At 41.7% G+C, this 17,926-nt stretch carries 17 protein-coding genes and 1 pseudogene; 17 read left to right on the forward strand and 1 reads right to left on the reverse strand.

All coding sequences use genetic code 11. The annotated features are described in order from the left end of the window. Positions 1-74: 74 nt before the first annotated feature. The 5 genes from MUO14_RS22175 to MUO14_RS22190 all read left to right on the forward strand — a co-directional run bounded on the left by MUO14_RS22175 (position 75) and on the right by MUO14_RS22190 (position 2,183). Positions 75-602, forward strand: coding sequence for a YceD family protein (locus MUO14_RS22175; protein ID WP_244752674.1), 528 nt, complete (start codon positions 75-77; stop codon positions 600-602). A gap of 49 nt (positions 603-651) precedes the next feature. Beyond that, positions 652-825, forward strand: coding sequence for a 50S ribosomal protein L32 (gene rpmF, locus MUO14_RS22180; protein WP_244752675.1), 174 nt, complete (start codon positions 652-654; stop codon positions 823-825). A gap of 95 nt (positions 826-920) precedes the next feature. Then, the gene (locus MUO14_RS24445; RefSeq protein WP_255822142.1) at positions 921-1,364 is read left to right on the forward strand and encodes an enoyl-CoA hydratase/isomerase family protein; all 444 of its coding nucleotides are present in this window, start codon (positions 921-923) and stop codon (positions 1,362-1,364) included. Continuing rightward, entirely contained in the window at positions 1,250-1,645 is a 396-nt protein-coding gene (locus MUO14_RS24450) for an enoyl-CoA hydratase/isomerase family protein (protein WP_255822143.1), read from the forward strand. The genes MUO14_RS24445 and MUO14_RS24450 overlap by 115 nt, the downstream gene beginning before the upstream one ends. A gap of 61 nt (positions 1,646-1,706) precedes the next feature. Then, a complete protein-coding gene (locus tag MUO14_RS22190; protein WP_244752676.1) occupies positions 1,707-2,183 on the forward strand; it encodes an RsfA family transcriptional regulator in 477 nt (158 codons plus the stop codon). A 457-nt stretch (positions 2,184-2,640) separates the two neighbouring features. Here MUO14_RS22190 and MUO14_RS22195 read toward each other — a convergent pair whose 3' ends face one another. Next, a complete protein-coding gene (locus tag MUO14_RS22195) occupies positions 2,641-3,120 on the reverse strand; it encodes an N-acetyltransferase (RefSeq protein ID WP_244752677.1) in 480 nt (159 codons plus the stop codon). Between the two features lie 378 nt (positions 3,121-3,498). On the opposite strand from MUO14_RS22195, the gene MUO14_RS22200 reads away from it, so the two are divergent. From MUO14_RS22200 to murD, 12 genes and pseudogenes are all read left to right on the forward strand, one after another. Beyond that, positions 3,499-4,374, forward strand: a complete 876-nt coding sequence (locus tag MUO14_RS22200; protein ID WP_244752678.1) for a 2-dehydropantoate 2-reductase — start codon at positions 3,499-3,501, stop codon at positions 4,372-4,374. Next, positions 4,371-4,751, forward strand: a complete 381-nt coding sequence (locus MUO14_RS22205; protein WP_244752679.1) for a DUF3397 domain-containing protein — start codon at positions 4,371-4,373, stop codon at positions 4,749-4,751. The genes MUO14_RS22200 and MUO14_RS22205 overlap by 4 nt, the downstream gene beginning before the upstream one ends. Positions 4,752-4,838: 87 nt before the next feature. Next, the gene (gene bshC / locus MUO14_RS22210; RefSeq protein ID WP_244752680.1) at positions 4,839-6,464 is read left to right on the forward strand and encodes a bacillithiol biosynthesis cysteine-adding enzyme BshC; all 1,626 of its coding nucleotides are present in this window, start codon (positions 4,839-4,841) and stop codon (positions 6,462-6,464) included. A 160-nt stretch (positions 6,465-6,624) separates the two neighbouring features. Next, positions 6,625-7,062 carry a division/cell wall cluster transcriptional repressor MraZ gene (mraZ, locus tag MUO14_RS22215; RefSeq protein WP_244755724.1) on the forward strand — a complete coding sequence of 146 codons (438 nt, stop codon included), beginning with the start codon at positions 6,625-6,627 and terminating at the stop codon, positions 7,060-7,062. 23 nt (positions 7,063-7,085) lie between these two features. Continuing rightward, positions 7,086-8,066: a 16S rRNA (cytosine(1402)-N(4))-methyltransferase RsmH gene (gene rsmH, locus MUO14_RS22220; RefSeq protein ID WP_244752681.1), complete on the forward strand. Its 981-nt coding sequence runs from the start codon at positions 7,086-7,088 to the stop codon at positions 8,064-8,066. Then, positions 8,063-8,431, forward strand: a complete 369-nt coding sequence (ftsL, locus tag MUO14_RS22225) for a cell division protein FtsL (RefSeq protein ID WP_244752682.1) — start codon at positions 8,063-8,065, stop codon at positions 8,429-8,431. The genes rsmH and ftsL overlap by 4 nt, the downstream gene beginning before the upstream one ends. A 25-nt stretch (positions 8,432-8,456) precedes the next feature. After that, complete coding sequence (locus tag MUO14_RS22230) at positions 8,457-10,595, forward strand: penicillin-binding protein (protein WP_244752683.1); 2,139 nt, start codon at positions 8,457-8,459, stop codon at positions 10,593-10,595. Positions 10,596-10,679: 84 nt separating this feature from the next. After that, positions 10,680-12,605 (forward strand): stage V sporulation protein D, encoded by a 1,926-nt coding sequence (locus MUO14_RS22235; RefSeq protein ID WP_244752684.1) that lies wholly within the window; start codon positions 10,680-10,682, stop codon positions 12,603-12,605. A gap of 169 nt (positions 12,606-12,774) precedes the next feature. After that, positions 12,775-14,165, forward strand: a pseudogene (locus MUO14_RS22240) (UDP-N-acetylmuramoyl-L-alanyl-D-glutamate--2,6-diaminopimelate ligase). Continuing rightward, positions 14,165-15,520 carry a UDP-N-acetylmuramoyl-tripeptide--D-alanyl-D-alanine ligase gene (locus MUO14_RS22245; protein ID WP_244752685.1) on the forward strand — a complete coding sequence of 452 codons (1,356 nt, stop codon included), beginning with the start codon at positions 14,165-14,167 and terminating at the stop codon, positions 15,518-15,520. Before MUO14_RS22240 ends, MUO14_RS22245 begins: the two are co-directional and overlap by 1 nt. Before the next feature lie 37 nt (positions 15,521-15,557). After that, positions 15,558-16,544, forward strand: coding sequence for a phospho-N-acetylmuramoyl-pentapeptide-transferase (gene mraY / locus MUO14_RS22250; protein WP_244752686.1), 987 nt, complete (start codon positions 15,558-15,560; stop codon positions 16,542-16,544). Next, positions 16,541-17,887: a UDP-N-acetylmuramoyl-L-alanine--D-glutamate ligase gene (gene murD / locus MUO14_RS22255; RefSeq protein WP_244752687.1), complete on the forward strand. Its 1,347-nt coding sequence runs from the start codon at positions 16,541-16,543 to the stop codon at positions 17,885-17,887. The genes mraY and murD overlap by 4 nt, the downstream gene beginning before the upstream one ends. Positions 17,888-17,926 lie beyond the last annotated feature (39 nt).

The raw sequence follows: 17,926 nt of genomic DNA on the forward strand, positions 1-17,926 counted from the left end.
AGGTGTAAAGAAAAAATGTTGACAAATAGCCTAAATCCTTTTACAATAACTCTTGTTGCCATGAGGTGATAACTATGAAATTTCCTCTACAAAAACTTAATCAAGCAGGCGATGAGCCGTTTGTATTTGAAGATGATGTAGATATTCGCGAATTAGAGAACATGAATAACGACATTCGCAGGATTCCTCCTGTTCATGTACAGGGTCAAGCGAGAAGACACGGTGATGATATTTCAGTAACATTTTCTATTGAAGGTGAAATGATCTTGCCTTGTGCAAGATCATTAGTCGACGTGGACTATCCTTTTCATATCGAGGCAAGAGAGGAATTTAATCTTTCGCCGTACTATGAAAAGGAAGATGATAGTGAGATTCATCCAATAAGTGGAGAAATGCTTGACTTAACGCCTTATATCAAGGAAAATGTAATATTAGAGGTTCCGACTCGGGTATTTTCAGATGATGAAGAGGCACATGATCAAGCTCTTACGGAAGGTAAGGGTTGGCAGGTGGTTACAGAGGAACCGGAGGAAAAGAAAGTGGATCCTCGAATGGCTAAGCTGCAATCATTATTGAATGAAGAAGAAGAAAATAACGAATAAGGAAATCATCACGGTTTTCTCGGTCGTAAATAAAAGGGAGGTGTACAACATGGCAGTACCTAAGCGTAAAACATCCAAAAAGGTTAAAAACCAACGTCGTACTCACAAAAAACTACACGTACCTGGTATGGTAGAGTGTCAAAACTGTGGCGAGTACTCAAAACCACACCATGTTTGCAAATCTTGTGGACAATATAATGGAAAGCAAGTAGTTGAACAGTAGAAACTGTTTATGTAAGGGCCTGATTTTTCAGGCCCTTTTTTACGTTTGATTAGCTGGCCATACGTTGGGAAATTTTTTAGCGAGGGGAGCTTCACATGGAACAAGTGATTTTATCAGTTAATGACAAAGGTTATGCCCATATTGTATTAAATCGTCCAGAAAAAATGAATGCGATTACACAGAAAATGATTACAGAACTACACGATGCTTTGAAGCAGGCACGTACGATAGAAAATTTAAAATGCCTTGTGATTAGCGGGGCGGGGGGCCGTGCGTTTTGTGCAGGAGGCGATTTACAAGAGTTCCACGGTGGATTAACGAAGGAAGAGGCCTATCAAATCCTTTCGCCGATGAAAGATGTTCTGTATGAACTGGCATACTTCCCAGTTCCTACGTTGCAACAGCTTGTGACTTTCGCTATGGATTGGCTGATGGTTCTTATGGGTTTGTCCAGGGGCAGCTTGGAATATTGCCAGGATGGGGCGGTGGTGTATTGTTGTATAAAAAGATCCCAGCACATTTCGCGGCTCACTGGCTAATGGATTCCCGCATGTATGGAGTAGAAGAGGCCACTCGAATTGGATGGTTACATAAAGTGGTTAGTGAGCAACAATTAGCGGGAGAAGAACTTTTGCAGCCTTTTTTAGAAAAGTCTCAAGAGCAACTGCGTTCATTTAAGAAACAATATAGAGACCATCTATCTATGGAGGGGGTATGGCACCAAATGGACGAGGAAGTTCAGCAATGTGCTCGTTTGTGGGAATCAGAAGCACATGTTCAGGCAGTTAGAAGGTTTACTTCGTCTAGAAAAAAGTCATAAATACGATTCTATCAACCTTTCCTCTTGCATAACTATAAGCAAACGATAGAGGAGGGATCGAATGGACGCCCCAAGACAAGATGCCTGGAAGGACGAGGAAGATGTACTTCTAGCCAGAACCGTGCTGCGCCATATTCAGGATGGAAAAACACAACTAGAAGCTTTTCAAGAAGTAGCGGAGCAACTTAAACGAACTCCAGCAGCATGTGGGTTCCGGTGGAATGCCACAGTTAGGAAGAGTTATCAGAAAGACATCCGTGAAGCAAAGCAAAATAGAAAATCAAGATCTGTATTTACGCAAGCCTCATTACAAAAAGATACTCCTATCTCACTTGATGATGCGATTTCTTTTTTAAAGGAGATGAAAACGAACCAGTACTCGACACAAGATCATGAGCAGTTGCAAAGTCAGCTGCACAAGCTCAATGAAGACAATGTAAAGTTAAAGGATCAATTAAAGCAGCTTGAAGAAGCATGGAATGAAATGGATAAGTTAGTCACCTTTGTAAAGAAAAGTCGGCATAAAACATACACATAAAGAACAAAAGTGTAAGCGCCCCGGTAAACACGACAGATAAAGTTCGGCTAAAACCGAGTTATGAGGACGTTTGACTAAGTTTGGCACGTCCTGTGTCAACGTCGAAAGACCCCGCGTCCTGCGGGGGACATGTTTTAACCTCGAACGACCCACGTCCTGTGGAACCATGGATGCGATTGACTAGTTAGTCTTTCGTGTCTGGGCGCTGGAGCTGGATGTGGCTAACCTCATGTAATCTTATATAGTTTCTTATAGTGTGTGTTCAAGAAGTTCGAGGCGCGAAAGTTTTGAGGACCACAGCGTATGCCTTCCATACGTGAGGACCGGAAAAAACCGAGCAACGAAGAAATTCGCCGTTTATGGTTTGGTGACTTTTTGAATATCCTCTTATACTACGAAAAAAAGGCCCTACATAAGTACTGTAGCGGCCTTGTTTGTTTTTACATATCATTCTTTTTTAGACTTCCCTTTCTTCAACACCTGATGGCAGCCAAATAAGAGGGTTCTCGCCAAGATCACGCTCGACATCATAGTGAGCCTTTTGGAAGTCCATCTTCTCCCAGAACGAATGGGATTTAATTCTTGGATTTGTCTTTATAGGCAAGTCAAAACTTTTCGCGAAGTCTACCAATGCTTTTCCGTATCCTTGGTTACGATGGTCGGGAAGGACTTCTAATTTCCATAGCGCTAAATAGTCCTGAGGAGGGAGAAAATAACTGTCATATTTAGCCTGGACACGATAAAGGCTCATTCGAGCGACTAAAGCGTTTCCAAAATAGATGCCATAAAAAGGTGACTCACTGTCATTTTCCACAATGTTGCTCTCTAAATCTTCGAGCATTGTTAACTCTTGGTTGCCATATTCTTTGAAACGCTTAAATTCTTCCAATGTTTTATAGTTGACTAATAATGGCTGAACGTTGGTTTTCGTCATCATGATGTAAACCCCTTTCGATAATCTGTATCTAATTTAATTATAGTATAAAAATTTTCAGAATGAAATGAATAAATACTGCCATTAGCAAAAGACCTTCTCTTTTTCGAGGTCATTGAAAAACTACTTTCTTTTTCAGTGGCACAAAAGGTGATAGTTCTAAAAATATATGCTTGATTTAATAAGGTATTTGCGTATTTTGCTCGTTTTATGCACGATTTGGAGTCATATATGCGATTTTGGATGATATCCAAAATCAGAGCCCTTTCATCCCACCTACCATATGTTGAAAATATTCTTCAGTTTTTCAGTGGCATCCCCTTTTCGGTGAAATTTTGCTACAATAGGAAAAAAGATGCTGAAGCGAAATGGGGGACATACATGAATGTAGGAATCATTGGCGGGGGAGCTATTGGTTTGCTCATTGCAGCGCATTTATATGAAGAGCACGAAGTATCTCTTTATGTTCGAAGAGAAGAGCAACGGGACAAATTGGTAGGTAATGGTATATGTTGCAGTTCGTTACCAAACAATGCCAAACCAGCGACCCACTTATTTGCTGAACAAAAAGAAGAGCATGATTTAGTTATCATTACCGTAAAACAGCACCATATCAGTACAATTATTGATAACTTAAAGTCAGAGGCTCCGTTGCTTTTTCTGCAAAATGGAATGAACCACTTGGATCGTTTGCCGTGTATTCCAAATCCTTGTTTAGTAGGAGTAGTGGAGCATGGCGCGATCAAGGATAATGACTCGACGGTTCGTCACAAAGGGAGAGGCCGCATCCAACTGGCGGCACATCATGGTATCCATAGCATCTCTAACTGGGCCGAACGATTATCTACTGATAAATTCCCCTTTTTATCTAAAGACGATTACTACACAATGCTTGCTAAAAAGTTAGTCACGAACACTGTGATCAATCCTCTAACGGCACTCTTCCAGGTGAAAAATATAATGGTCATTGAGAACCCTTCGATTCAATTATTAGCAAAAAAACTTTGTAAAGAAGCATGTCAAGCTCTTGATTTAACTTTCCTTGAAGAATGGGAGCATATAATTTCCGTTGCCACCAATACAGGAGACAATCAATCATCTATGCTTAGGGATATTATGGCAGGAAGAGAGACTGAGGTGGACGCTATTTGCGGGTATGTAGCCCGACTGCCACATACAGAATCTCCTCACCATGAGTTTGTTACGGAGGCGATCCATGCACTAGAATTTCAATATCATAAAGGGGAAACTTTATGATAGATGTATTCATTTATATTGTAGCCTTGTTAGTTACTGTACCAGTATTGTTCTTATTTATTAGTTATTTTATTGCTATGAAATGGCATCGTTTAAAGAAGAAGGCAGTACGCCAAAGTACACAATCTACTGTGCCATTTTTAGTGTTAGCTATCCATATTTTATTACTCGTTTTATTTGAGGAGAACTTTGTATCTTGGATTATAATTTTCTTACTGGTCATTCTAAGCCTATCCGTTATTATCCAATATAAAATTTATGAAGAAATCCAGCTTAGGCGGGCTTTCAAAGGGTTTCTGAGGCTTAGCTTCTTGCTGTTGCTGATGGTGTATGTGGGGCTGATAGTCTACGGATTAGTGGATAGTGTGTTCCTATGAGAAACAGATTAGGTGAACTCTTCGGCGCTTTTTTGTACAATACATAAGGGTACATATCAACCTAAGCATAAAAGGAGAAGTTCATAAATGCGAATCGATCCCGTCAACTTAAAACAAAAGAATGTTTTAGTAGATGATTATTTAAATGACTTTACAAAAGTGGAAAATAAATTTGAATACAACCCTTATGATGAAGCAACAATCAGACAGCGTGCGGCCTACCTAAACAAGCAAAGCTACAATCGAGATGAGCTTGTAGCGACCCTTACTGAAATGAACGACCATTGGGGGGCCCCTGAACAAACGTTCACTATGATCGACAAGCTCAAAGACGAGACTACATCTGCTGTCGTAGCTGGGCAGCAAGCGGGATTACTTACGGGCCCTTTATATACGGTTCATAAAATTATCTCTGTTATTCAGTTAGCTAAGCAGCAGGAGAAACAATTAGGGACGGCAGTCGTTCCCGTATTTTGGATTGCGGGGGAGGATCATGACTTTGCTGAAATCAATCATGTCATGATGAAGAGTCAAAAAAAGATGAAGAAGATTCAGCTTCCATCGAACGTTGAGCAGAAATTGTCTGTATCAGATTTACCTTTTGATCGGGAAGTGGTAGCTAGTTGGCTGAAAAAGGTTTTTGCTGAAGTAAAAGAAACAGAGATAACACGTGATTTTTATCAAACTGTTGTAAAAATAATGGATCTTTCTGAGAGTTACAGTGATTTCTTTGCGCGCGTGATTTATCAACTATTTAATGAGGAAGGACTAATTATTGTTGATGCCCATCATAAAGACATTCGTTCACTTGAATCTAATCATTTTCAAAGGATGATTGAGGAGAATACTTCCATCTCAGAAGGAGTGTATGCTGCACTGCAAAAGAATCAGCTGCAAGGCTATCCTGTTCCGTTAGACAGTGAGTTAGATGATGCCCATTTATTTTATCATCATCATGAAGAACGTATCTTGCTAACAAGAGATGAAGAGGGAAGCTATAAAGGGAAAAGGAATGAAGTGCAATTAACTGAAGCAGAGTTGCTTCAAATAGCAAAAGAGAGACCATGGCAGCTTAGTAATAATGTGGTGACTAGGCCACTCATGCAAGAGTTTATCTTCCCGGTGCTTGCATTTATCGGTGGCCCTGGCGAGATTAGCTACTGGTCAGTACTGAAGCCAGCTTTTCAAGCGGTCGGACTAGAGATGCCTCCTATTTACCCGCGGCTTTCCTTTACTCTTGTGGATCGCAAGGCGGAGGCTGCCCTTTCTAGTCTTCAGCTTGAACTTAAACAAGTTCTTGAACATGGGACGGCAAGTGAAAGAATGAAATGGCTTGCTGCGACGAGTAACCCGCCGATAGAGCGGCTAAGCGACCAAATTCAACAAGAAATGAATGAAATTCACAAACCACTCAGGGAAAAGGCAGCTGAACTTGGGCCTGACATTGGGGCATTAGCTGAGAAAAATATCGGTTATCTCAATCAGATGATTGAGTTTTTGGAACAACGTATGCTTCAATCCGTTGAAGAAAAATACGAACGGGAAATGGAGGCGTTTACCGAGCTTGATGTATTGCTACATCCTGGAGGAGGATTACAGGAGAGAGTATGGAATATTGTGCCCTGGGTGAACGCGTATGGCATGGATGTTTTTCAGCAATTAAATAAACACCGGCTATCATTTAATCACCCACATTATGTCGTGTATTTGTAATTTCCCCCCACAATCCCCCACAAGGGATAAAAAGGATAGAAAACATTGAAAATCTTGCCCAGAGAGGCAGGATTTTTTTATTATTTAAAGAATGATAAAAAGTGAGTGGTGAAAAGTGGGGCAATGTGGTAGGATGAATTTAGAAGGTGGGGAAGAGTCTATGTTCATGGGGGAATTTCAACATAACATTGATACAAAAGGACGGATTATCGTACCTTCTAAATTCCGTGAAGAACTTCAGGACGGCTTCGTGCTGACAAGAGGTTTGGACCAATGTTTATTTGCCTACCCTATGAATGAGTGGAGGTTACTTGAAGAAAAGCTTAAGAGGCTTCCGCTAACGAAGAAAGATGCCCGAGCCTTCACACGATTTTTCTTATCTGGTGCTGTGGAATGTGAAGTGGACAAACAAGGAAGAATTAATATTCCGCCGCCGCTTAGGAAACATGCCTTGCTAGATAAGGAATGCGTGGTTATTGGTGTATCCAATCGGATTGAATTTTGGAGTAAAGATCAGTGGGAAACATACTTCGAAGCATCAGAAGAATCTTTCTCAGAGATTGCAGAAAATATGTTAGATTTTGATATCGATATTTGATAGGTAGAGAAACGAGTGAGTACATGTTTGAACATTATAGTGTGTTAAAAGAGGAAACAATAAAAGGGCTACATATTCGACCGAACGGTGTGTATGTTGACTGCACTTTAGGTGGGGGAGGTCATGCGGAGGAAATTGCCTCACGGCTTAATGAAGATGGGCAGCTAATCGCTTTTGATCAAGACGAGCATGCACTCGAGGCCGCGCGGACAAGACTTGATTCATACAAAGATCGAATCACCTTTGTTCATGCGAATTTTCGTCAACTTGAAGAAAAACTTGCAGAACTTGGTTTAGACCAAGTAGATGGGATATTGTATGACCTTGGTGTTTCAAGTCCTCAACTTGATGTTGCAGAGCGAGGGTTCAGTTATCATAATGATGCACCTCTAGACATGAGAATGAACCAATCGGATGAGTTGTCAGCATGGCATGTAATCAATGAATGGCCATACGAGAAGCTTGTTCGAATTTTCTTTAAATATGGAGAAGAAAAGTTTTCCAAGCAGATTGCAAGAAAGATTGAAGCGGCTAGAGAAGGAAGGGACATTCAGACAACAAATGAGCTTGTGGAGCTGATTAAAGAGGGCATTCCTGCACCAGCCAGAAGAAAAGGTGGGCATCCTGCTAAACGGGTATTTCAGGCCATACGCATCGCTGTCAATGACGAACTCGGAGCTTTTCAAGATACGCTTCATCAAGCAGCCAGAATGGTTAGTGTGAAAGGGAGAATCGCCGTTATTACATTTCACTCCTTAGAGGACCGTCTTTGTAAACAAACGTTTAAAAAATGGAGTTCCAATCCTCCTTTACCTAAGAACATTCCAGTCATACCTGAGGACAAGTTGCCTCCATTTAAATTAATAACAAGAAAGCCCGTTATTGCTGAGGATAATGAGCTGGAAGACAACCGTCGTTCAAGGTCAGCTAAACTGCGTATTGTCGAGAAGGTAAAGCCATGGTCTGAAGAGTTTAAATTTGAAGAAGGGTGGAAGCAAACATGAGCACAGAGAGAGTGAGAGACCTACAACAACCTGTTCAGGAACCACAAAAGAAACAACAATCCAAAGTAAAAGTACACAAAAAACAATGGATTAGTACAGGAGAGAAATTTTTATACACCGCCTTTACAGGGGCCGTTATGGCAGCTTCTATCTTTATGGTGAATTTTACTGCATCGACAGACACCCTAAATAGGAACATTCAGGAGCTTGAGCAACAGGTGCAGCAACAAGAATCCCATAATGAAACGCTTGCTTATCAGGTGAAAGAATTAAGTAACCCTGACCGCATAATAGAGGTCGCCAAAAAACATGGCTTAGATATTCAAAACGCAAAAGTAAAGCAAGCTGGTGTCTTAGAAAACTAAACACATTACTATAGGTGGTGTCTTTATGAAAAGTTCAAATACGCATAAAGGTGCCGCTTTGTTGATCATTCTATTTTCGATTATGTTCCTGATCATTGCTGGACGTTTCCTTTACATTGAAACAACTGCTGAGGTTGAGGGGGTTAATTTGGATGAATGGGCTGAGAACAGTCGTACAACCTCCTATCAATTAGACGCAAATCGCGGCAAAATCTATGATAAAAACGGTATGGTTTTGGCCTATGATCGGCCTACTTACCGGTTATATGCGATTGTTGACCCTGCCTTCACGACCAACGAAAAGGATCCAAAACACGTGGATGATATAGAAAAAACGGCATCTGAGCTTGCGCCATTATTAGATATGAAAGAAGCTGAGATGGCCGAAACTATGAAAGAAGCTCAAGAAGAAGGGAAATTCCAAGTAGAATTTGGGAACAAAGGCCGTGAATTATCACAAGCTGAAATGAAAGAAATAAAGAAACTGGAACTAAGCGGGATAGGATTTGATCAAGAATCTAAGCGGTATTATCCTAACGGGAAATTCGCCTCGAATATCATCGGATTTGCCCGTACAGAAGACGGTCACATTAATGGTGTAACAGGCGTTGAAAAGCAAATGGAAGACTATTTAGAGGGTGAAAAAGGTAGAATTTCCTATGAACGTGATAAATATGGAATGAAGCTTTTGGATCCTGAAGAAGTTTTGCAGCCTCCAGATGATGGAGAAAATGTTCATTTAACAATCGATCAGAAGATTCAAACCTTTCTAGAAGATGCCATGTCATCTGTTCAAGAACAATACGAGCCGAAGAAAATCATGGCCGGGGTAATGGATCCGGATACTGGTGAAATATTAGCTATGAGTAATCGTCCAAGTTATAATCCTAATGATATCGGTGATGTTGAGAATTGGTACAATGATGTGATATCGAATCCATTTGAACCCGGCTCAACGATGAAAATGTTCACGTGGGCGGCTGCGATTGAAGAGGGTGTCTATAATGGAAAGGATAAATTTAAATCAGGCTCCTATAAAGTAGGTGAAGATTACCCAGCGATCTATGACCATAAACCTGAAGGATGGGGCAAAATTACTTTTAATGAAGGGTTCAGGCGTTCATCCAACGTTGCTGCCTCCATCTTGGCAATGGAGAAATTAGGTCCTGGTAAGTTTAGGGAGTATTTATCAGATTTCCGTTTGGATCAGAAAACGGGGATTGATCTTCCTGGAGAAGCATCCGGTAAGGTTTTATATGATTATCCAATTGAAAAAGTCACCACTTCTTTTGGACAGGGAACAACGACAACTCCTATTCAGTTAATGACAGCGGCAACGTCTATAGCGAATGGTGGCGAGATTATGAGACCGTATGTGTTGTCAAAAGTCGCCGGGAGTGATTCTGATAAAACGATAAAAGTCAGTGAGCCTGAGGTGCTAGGGAAGCCTATCTCAGAGGACACAGCCAAGAAAATGAGAGATTTACTGGGCAATGTCGTCACGGGAGAAGACGGCACAGGGGCTCCATTTAAGCTAGGAGACTATTCTGTGGCAGGTAAAACCGGGACAGCGCAGATTCCGGGGCCTGGTGGCCAATACTTGACCGGACGGGATAATTACACCTTCTCATTCTTAGGTATGGCACCTAAAGAGGACCCAGAACTTCTGATGTATGTGGCTGTTCAGCAACCAGAGCTTGAACCTGATGAGACTGGCTCAGAACCAGCATCTTATATCTTTAAGACAGTCATGGAAAATAGCTTGCATTATCTTGATATCAACCCAGATAAAAATAAGGACGAGCAGGTTGAAACAAATCAACTAAACGACATGACAGGCATGAAAACAAAAGAAGCCGTTGATACCTTGAAAAAAAACTATGCCCATGTTTCAGTAGTTGGAAACGGTGGAAAAGTGACAGCTACCCTCCCGAATGCAGGCACCACCACTTTGAGTGGCCAACGAGTCATTGTGATTACGGATCAGCCGAAGATGCCAGATATTACTGGATGGTCGATGCGTGATGTTCAACGCCTTGCTGACCATTTTAATTTAAAGGTGGAAACAATGGGAAGTGGATATGTCGTTAAGCAAAGTATAGCGAAAGGTTCAAAATTAAAAGATGACGGTTACCTTGTGGTAGAGCTTTCGCCGCCACAGTAACACTAAACAAACAGTGTTCTAATCGCTCTGTGATTGCATATAGTGATACAAGCTTACTCTATCGATTTTAAAGGAGTTATGGATATGAGAAGAGTATCACAAGTAATTGTCAGAAAGCGTTTAGTCACTGTTTTTTTAGTGGGATTAATTATCTTTGCGACGATTGCAGGTCGTTTAGGTTACGTTCAATTTGTATTAAGTGATTTTTTAATTGCGCAAGCAGAAGAGTCGTGGGGAAGAGATATTACGTTTGAGCCTGAAAGAGGTAAGATCCTGGATACAAATGGAAAGGTTTTGGTCGGTAACCAGTCTGCACCGACGGTAATGGTTGTCCCTAGACAAATTAAAAATCCTGAACAAACGGCCCAAAAGCTGTCTGAAATTCTAGACATGACTGTAGAGAAGGCCTATGATCATTTAACGAATCAAGTGTCAATAGAGAAAATCAATCCTGAAGGACGTAAAATATCGGAGGAGCAAGCAGTAGCTATTCAATCACTTAATATTCCGGGTGTTTACATAGCTGAAGACTCAGTGCGCTATTACCCTCATGGTTCGTTCCTTTCACATGTACTCGGATTCAGCGGGATTGACAATCAAGGGCTGCTTGGGCTAGAAGCATACTATGATGAAGAATTGAGTGGGGAGAAAGGGGCACTTTCTTTCTACTCGGATGCGAAAGGGAAGCGGATGCCGGATATTGCTGATACGTACACACCACCTGTAGATGGGAAAGATTTACGGCTTACCATCGATTATAAAGTTCAATCCATCATTGAGCGAGAGTTAGATTTAGCTGTGGCAAAATATAATCCAGATGGTGCATTAGCTATCGCGGTTGACCCGGATAATGGGAAAGTTATGGCGATGTCATCCCGACCTAATTTTCACCCAGCTAATTATCAAAACGTTGAAGCTTCCGTGTACAATCGAAACTTACCTGTCTGGAGTACCTATGAACCCGGTTCCACTTTTAAGATTATTACCCTGGCGGCGGCACTTGAGGAAAATGTCGTGGATTTACAGGATGACCATTTTAATGACCCTGGACATATTAAAGTCGGAGGTTCGACACTACATTGTTGGAAGAGCGGCGGGCATGGAGAACAGACTTTTTTAGAGGTCGTGCAAAACTCATGTAACCCCGGATTCGTCAAATTAGGAGAACGGTTAGGCAAAGAGAATATACTAGAATACATTAACCGTTTTGGCTTTGGGCAGAAAACAGGGATCGATTTACAAGGGGAAGGAAAGGGAATTTTATTCAAACCTGAACGAATGGGGTCAGTAGAACTTGCTACGACTGCCTTTGGCCAAGGTGTATCTGTTACACCGATCCAACAAGTTATGGCTGTAGCGGCCGCCGTAAACGGAGGCTATTATTACGAACCATATGTTCAGGAAGCATGGCTCGATCCTATTGACGGTGAAGTATTACAGAAGAATGAACCGGAAATGGAGCGGCGGGTCATCTCTGAAGAAACATCAAAACAAGTAAGGAATGCTCTGGAGAGTGTTGTAGCGAAAGGAACGGGCCGTCCGGCATTTGTTGAAGGATATAGAGTAGGTGGAAAAACTGGAACGGCACAGAAGGTAGGACCTGATGGACAGTACATGACCAACAATCATATCGTTTCTTTTATTGGCTTTGCCCCGGCAGATGATCCAGAACTTGTCGTCTACCTGGCCATTGATAACCCGAAGAACACGGTTCAATTTGGTGGCGTCGTTGCTGCTCCAATCGTCGGGGATATTATGGCCGACAGCTTACGTTCGTTGGGAGTTAAACCTAGAAAGGATGGCTTGGAAAAAGAATACGCATGGCCAGAAGAACCGCTTGTTGAAGTTCCCGATGTAACGGGAATGGAAAAGGATGAATTAACCCAATTTTTAACAACATTAAAAATTGAAACAAACGGGAAGGGCTCCACCGTCGTTACTCAAGCCCCGGAGGCAGGGGTTAAAGTTCCAAGTGGCTCAACTATCCGTGTCTATTTGGGTGAAGAATAAGTTGTCGAAATTTAACATCGCACGGTACAGCCGTTTATATCTTTGCTATAATGAATAGGAATGTGGGAAAGTTAGGATGATTAGAGTGAAAGTAACTAAATTACTAGAATTAGTTCCATTTTATAGAACAAATCAATCGATAGAATCGATAACCATCTCTGGTATCACCATGGATTCTAGAACGGTTTCCCATGGGGATGTGTTTATCTGTATCCGTGGCAGTGAAACAGACGGCCATGCCTATGTGACTTCAGCCATTGACCAGGGAGCAGCCGTTATCATTGCTGAAGAAGACCTGGATATTGATTTTCCGGTTATTACCGTAAACGACACAACGAAGATTCTAGCCATGGTGGCTTCAACCTTTTATGATTATCCAACCGAAAAGGTATATACGATCGGTGTGACTGGCACCAATGGCAAGACAACCATTACGTACCTGCTCGATGAAATCTACAATCTTGAAAAGCAGACGACTGCTACAATTGGCACGATTCAAATGAAAATCGCAGGGGATCTGTATCCAGTGAAAAATACAACCCTGATTCCCTTTCTTTACAGAGAAGCTTCCGCAAAATGGCTGATCGTGGTGTGGAAACAGCCATTATGGAGGTTTCTTCCCATGCACTTGATCAAGGTAGAGTGTATGGATGCGATTTTGATATTGCTATTTTTACGAACTTAAGTCAGGATCATTTAGATTATCATGAAGATATGGATGATTATCTTCGTGCTAAGTCCCTATTGTTCGCCCAGCTTGGAAACGGGTATAATGTGGAGCGGGCAAAATTTGCAATCATTAATATCGATTCGCCCGTTGCTGCAAAACTGATCCGTTCAACGGCGAAACCGACCTTGACTTATGGGGTCGAAAAAACAGCAGATGTGATGGCAACAAACATTTCTCTTCATGAAAAAGGAACGTCGTTTACGATGTTAACGCCTAAAGGCAGGATTGAAATAACGAGTCCGTTAATGGGAATGTTCAGCATTTATAATATGCTGGCAGCGGCAGGAGCGTCTCTCGCTTCAGGAGTGAGCCTGCAAACGATTAAGCAGTCCTTTGCACAAACAGAAGGTGTTCGAGGCCGGTTTGAACCCGTGCTTGCTGGACAGGACTTCGGTGTGGTTGTGGATTATGCTCATACACCTGACTCTTTAGAAAATGTGTTGAGAACGATGAAGGACTTTTGTCGCGGATCTATCCGAGTTGTGGTGGGATGCGGGGGAGACCGTGATCGTTCTAAGCGCTCATTAATGGCGGACGTAGCCATGAGATATGGCGACCATATTATTTTCACATCAGATAATCCGCGGTCCGAGGATCCAGCGAGGATCCTACATGATATGACCTCGCACCTTAATGGAGGTTTTGATGTTGAGCAAGACCGAGAAAAAGCAATAGAAAGTGCGATCTCACGTTCAAATGAAGGGGACATGGTACTTATAGCCGGGAAAGGTCATGAGACGTATCAAGAAGTTAACGGTGTACGTTACGACTTTGATGATCGCGAAGTAGCAAGAGATATTTTATTGAAGGTTAAAGGGAGACGTTCGTAATGTTTACAGTAAAGGAATTAACTAAAGTCTTTCCTGAGTATAGAGGAGCAGCCAATGACTCCATTCTTATCCGTGGTACGATGACTGATACCCGACAAGAAGTGAAACAAAGTTTATTTGTTCCGATTGTAGGGGAGTCCTTTGATGCTCATCAGTTTTTAATGGAGGCGATTAAACAAGGAGCTGTAGCAGCGCTTTGGCAAAATGATCGTTCTCTGCCAGAGGCAATACCTACTGAGTTTCCCATACTTTTCGTTGATGATACGACAGCTGCCCTCCAGCAGACAGCAAGATTTTATTTAAATAAAGTTGCACCGACAGTGATCGGTGTGACCGGTTCAAATGGGAAAACAACGACGAAGGACTTAACAGCATCCATCCTTCAAGTCAAGTATAAAACACATAAAACTGCAGGAAACTATAATAATCATATCGGCTTACCTCTGACGATCCTTGCAATGCCGCTCGATACAGAGGTGGTTGTCCTTGAGATGGGGATGAATAGGCTTGGAGAAATCTCCTTGTTATCAAAACTTGCCCAGCCCGACCATGTGATTATTACAAATATTGGTGAATCCCACATTGAATACTTGGGCTCACGTGAAAATATAGCTAGAGCTAAATTAGAAATATTAGATGGCTGGACCGAGCGAGGATTGTTTGTATTTGATGGGGATGAGCCGTTGCTTACTCCCTATATGTCACGATCTTCAGGTGTCGCTTGTGGTTTTTCTGAAGCAGCATCTAAACCCATTCAGCACATAGAAATGACGGATGATGACAGCTTTTTCAAATTAGATAGCGTTCCCTATCATATCCCGATGTCAGGAAGGCATAACATTAAAAATGCATCATATGTTATAGCTATTGCGACTTTTTTAGGTCTTACTTCAGAAGAGATTAATCAGGGATTTAATCAGTTAGAAATGTCAGGGATGCGGTTTGAAAAGCATGAGGGTAAGCAGGGGGCGTTGATTATCAATGATGCCTATAATGCTTCACCAACTTCAATGAAAGCTGTCATTGAAGTCGTTTGTCATTTGAAAGACAAGAAAAATAAAGTGCTCGTACTTGGGGATATCTTTGAGTTAGGGGATCATGCCGCCGACTTGCATGCCAGTGTGGCTTCCGCCATAACGGAACAAATCAATACGGTTTATACCATTGGTGAACATGCTGGCATGATTACGAGTGCACTTAAAGATAATTATCCCGGAATAGAATCTAAGCATTTTCAAACAAAACAATCATTGAGTGATCAGCTTCAGGATAAACTAACATCAGAGACCGTTGTATTACTTAAAGCTTCGCGTGGAATGAAACTTGAAGAAATAATGAAAGATTTAACGAACTGATGAGAGGCGACGGCGATCACGCTAAAGGAGGAAGAAAATGAACGACTACATACTATTTATCACCATGGCCCTATCATTCGCAGTTACCGTCGTAATATCGCCGATCATTATTCCGTATTTAAAACGGCTTAAATTTGGCCAAAGTATCCGGGATGAAGGTCCAGAGTCTCATCAAAAAAAATCAGGGACACCTACAATGGGAGGAGTCATGATTCTTGTCGCCATTACGGTTACGACATTAATCATCTCTTTTTGGCTATTGCCAGAAGCAGAAAGTGTACAAATTTTCTTAGTTCTATTTGTACTGTTAGGCTATGGCCTTTTAGGATTTCTTGATGACTATATTAAGGTGGCTCTTAAACGAAATCTTGGACTTACATCTAAACAAAAAATGCTTGGACAAATTATTATTGCCATTGTAGTCTATATCATTCTACAGCAAAATGATTTCGAAACGTACATTGCTATCCCTGGAACCTCATTTCAGCTTGAACTGGGATGGGGCTATGGGCTTTTAATCTTATTTATGCTTGTTGGCGGATCCAATGCTGTGAATCTTACCGATGGATTAGATGGACTGCTTGCTGGTACAGCTGCCATTGCTTTTGGAGCGTTTGGCATATTAGCCTGGAACGGGGAGCTAAATATAGAGGTGGCGATCTTCTCCCTTGCCGTTGTAGGAGCTCTTTTAGGTTTTCTTGTTTTTAATGCCCACCCTGCCAAAGTCTTCATGGGTGACACAGGTTCGCTCGCTTTAGGTGGAGCGATTGCCATTATTGCTATTTTAACGAAGCTTGAACTCTTGCTTGTATTAATTGGTGGAGTATTTGTCATTGAGACCTTATCTGTAATTATTCAGGTCATATCATTTAAAACAACTGGTAAACGCATATTTAAAATGAGTCCGCTACACCATCACTATGAACTAAATGGTTGGTCCGAATGGCGTGTGGTTACAACGTTTTGGGCAGTTGGCTTAGTTTTTGCGGTACTTGGGATCTACATTGAGGTGATGTTCGGATGAGAACCTTTCAATCATTTGATTACAATAACGTATTAGTGCTAGGACTTGCGAAAAGTGGTACAGCAGCTGCTGAATTACTTTTAGACAGTGGTGTTCATGTTCGTGTCAATGACTATAAAGCAGATGAAAACAGTGAGCAGGTGAGAAGGCTTAACGCAAAAGGAGCCGAGGTGATTACGGGAGGACATCCATTACACACCCTTGATGACATTGATTTAATCGTTAAGAATCCGGGCATTCGATATGAAAATCCAATCGTTGTGGAGGGGCAAAAGCGCGGGATATCTGTTGTGACTGAGATTGAACTCGCCGGTCAACTTCACAAAGGAGATTTAATCGGGGTTACGGGGTCAAATGGCAAAACGACAACGACAACATTAATTCATGCTTTTCTTGAAGCTGATCATAAGCCTGTTTCGATTGCGGGAAATATCGGAGAAGTGGCTTGTGAGGTAGCTCGTACAACATCAGAAGAGGAAACAATGGTTGTTGAACTATCGTCCTTTCAGTTGATGGGTGTCGAAACCTTCAAACCAAACATTGCGGTTTGGTTAAATTTATTCGAAGCTCACCTGGATTATCACCATTCATTAGAAAATTATTATCAGGCAAAAGCGAATATCACTAAAATGCAAACGGAAGATGATTATCTCGTATACAACGCAGATGATGATTCGATCGTATCTTTTCTTTCGACTGCAGCAGCAACTAGAGTTCCATTTTCTATTACAGAAAAAGTCGATGGAGCCTTTGCTGATGAGGAATGGGTGTATTTTAAAGGTGAAAAAGTGATGAAGCGAAGCGATATTGTGCTGGTAGGTGAGCATAACCTGGCAAACATCTTGGCAGCCGTGGCGGCTGTGAAGATAAGAGGCATCTCAAATGATGCCATCCACAAAGTTTTAACAAGCTTCGCAGGGGTTCCGCATCGCCTCGAATTTGTTACCCGAAAGCAAGGGATTCTATTTTATAATGATTCAAAAGCGACAAATATTTTAGCGACATCCTATGCACTCAGATCTTTTACTCAGCCAACTGTATTATTAGCAGGCGGTTTAGATCGAGGTAATGATTTTGATGGATTAATTCCCTACTTAACAAACGTAAAAGCTATGGTTGTCTTCGGTGAAACCCAAGACAAGCTTGCTGATGCAGCTAAACAAGCAAATATTGAACATATTTGTGCTGTGGAAACAATGGATGAAGCAGTGCAGACCGCTCATCGCCTGACACACGAAGGGGAAGTCGTTCTGTTGTCCCCAGCTTGTGCGAGCTGGGATCAATATGGGACTTTTGAAGAAAGAGGTCATATGTTTAAACAAGCTGTGCATAAGCTGAAGTAAGGGCTTATGTGACAAGCTGTAGCCCTGTTTTCCAAATGA

The organism is Halobacillus shinanisalinarum (assembly GCF_022919835.1).
Classification (GTDB): domain Bacteria; phylum Bacillota; class Bacilli; order Bacillales; family Halobacillaceae; genus Halobacillus_A; species Halobacillus_A shinanisalinarum.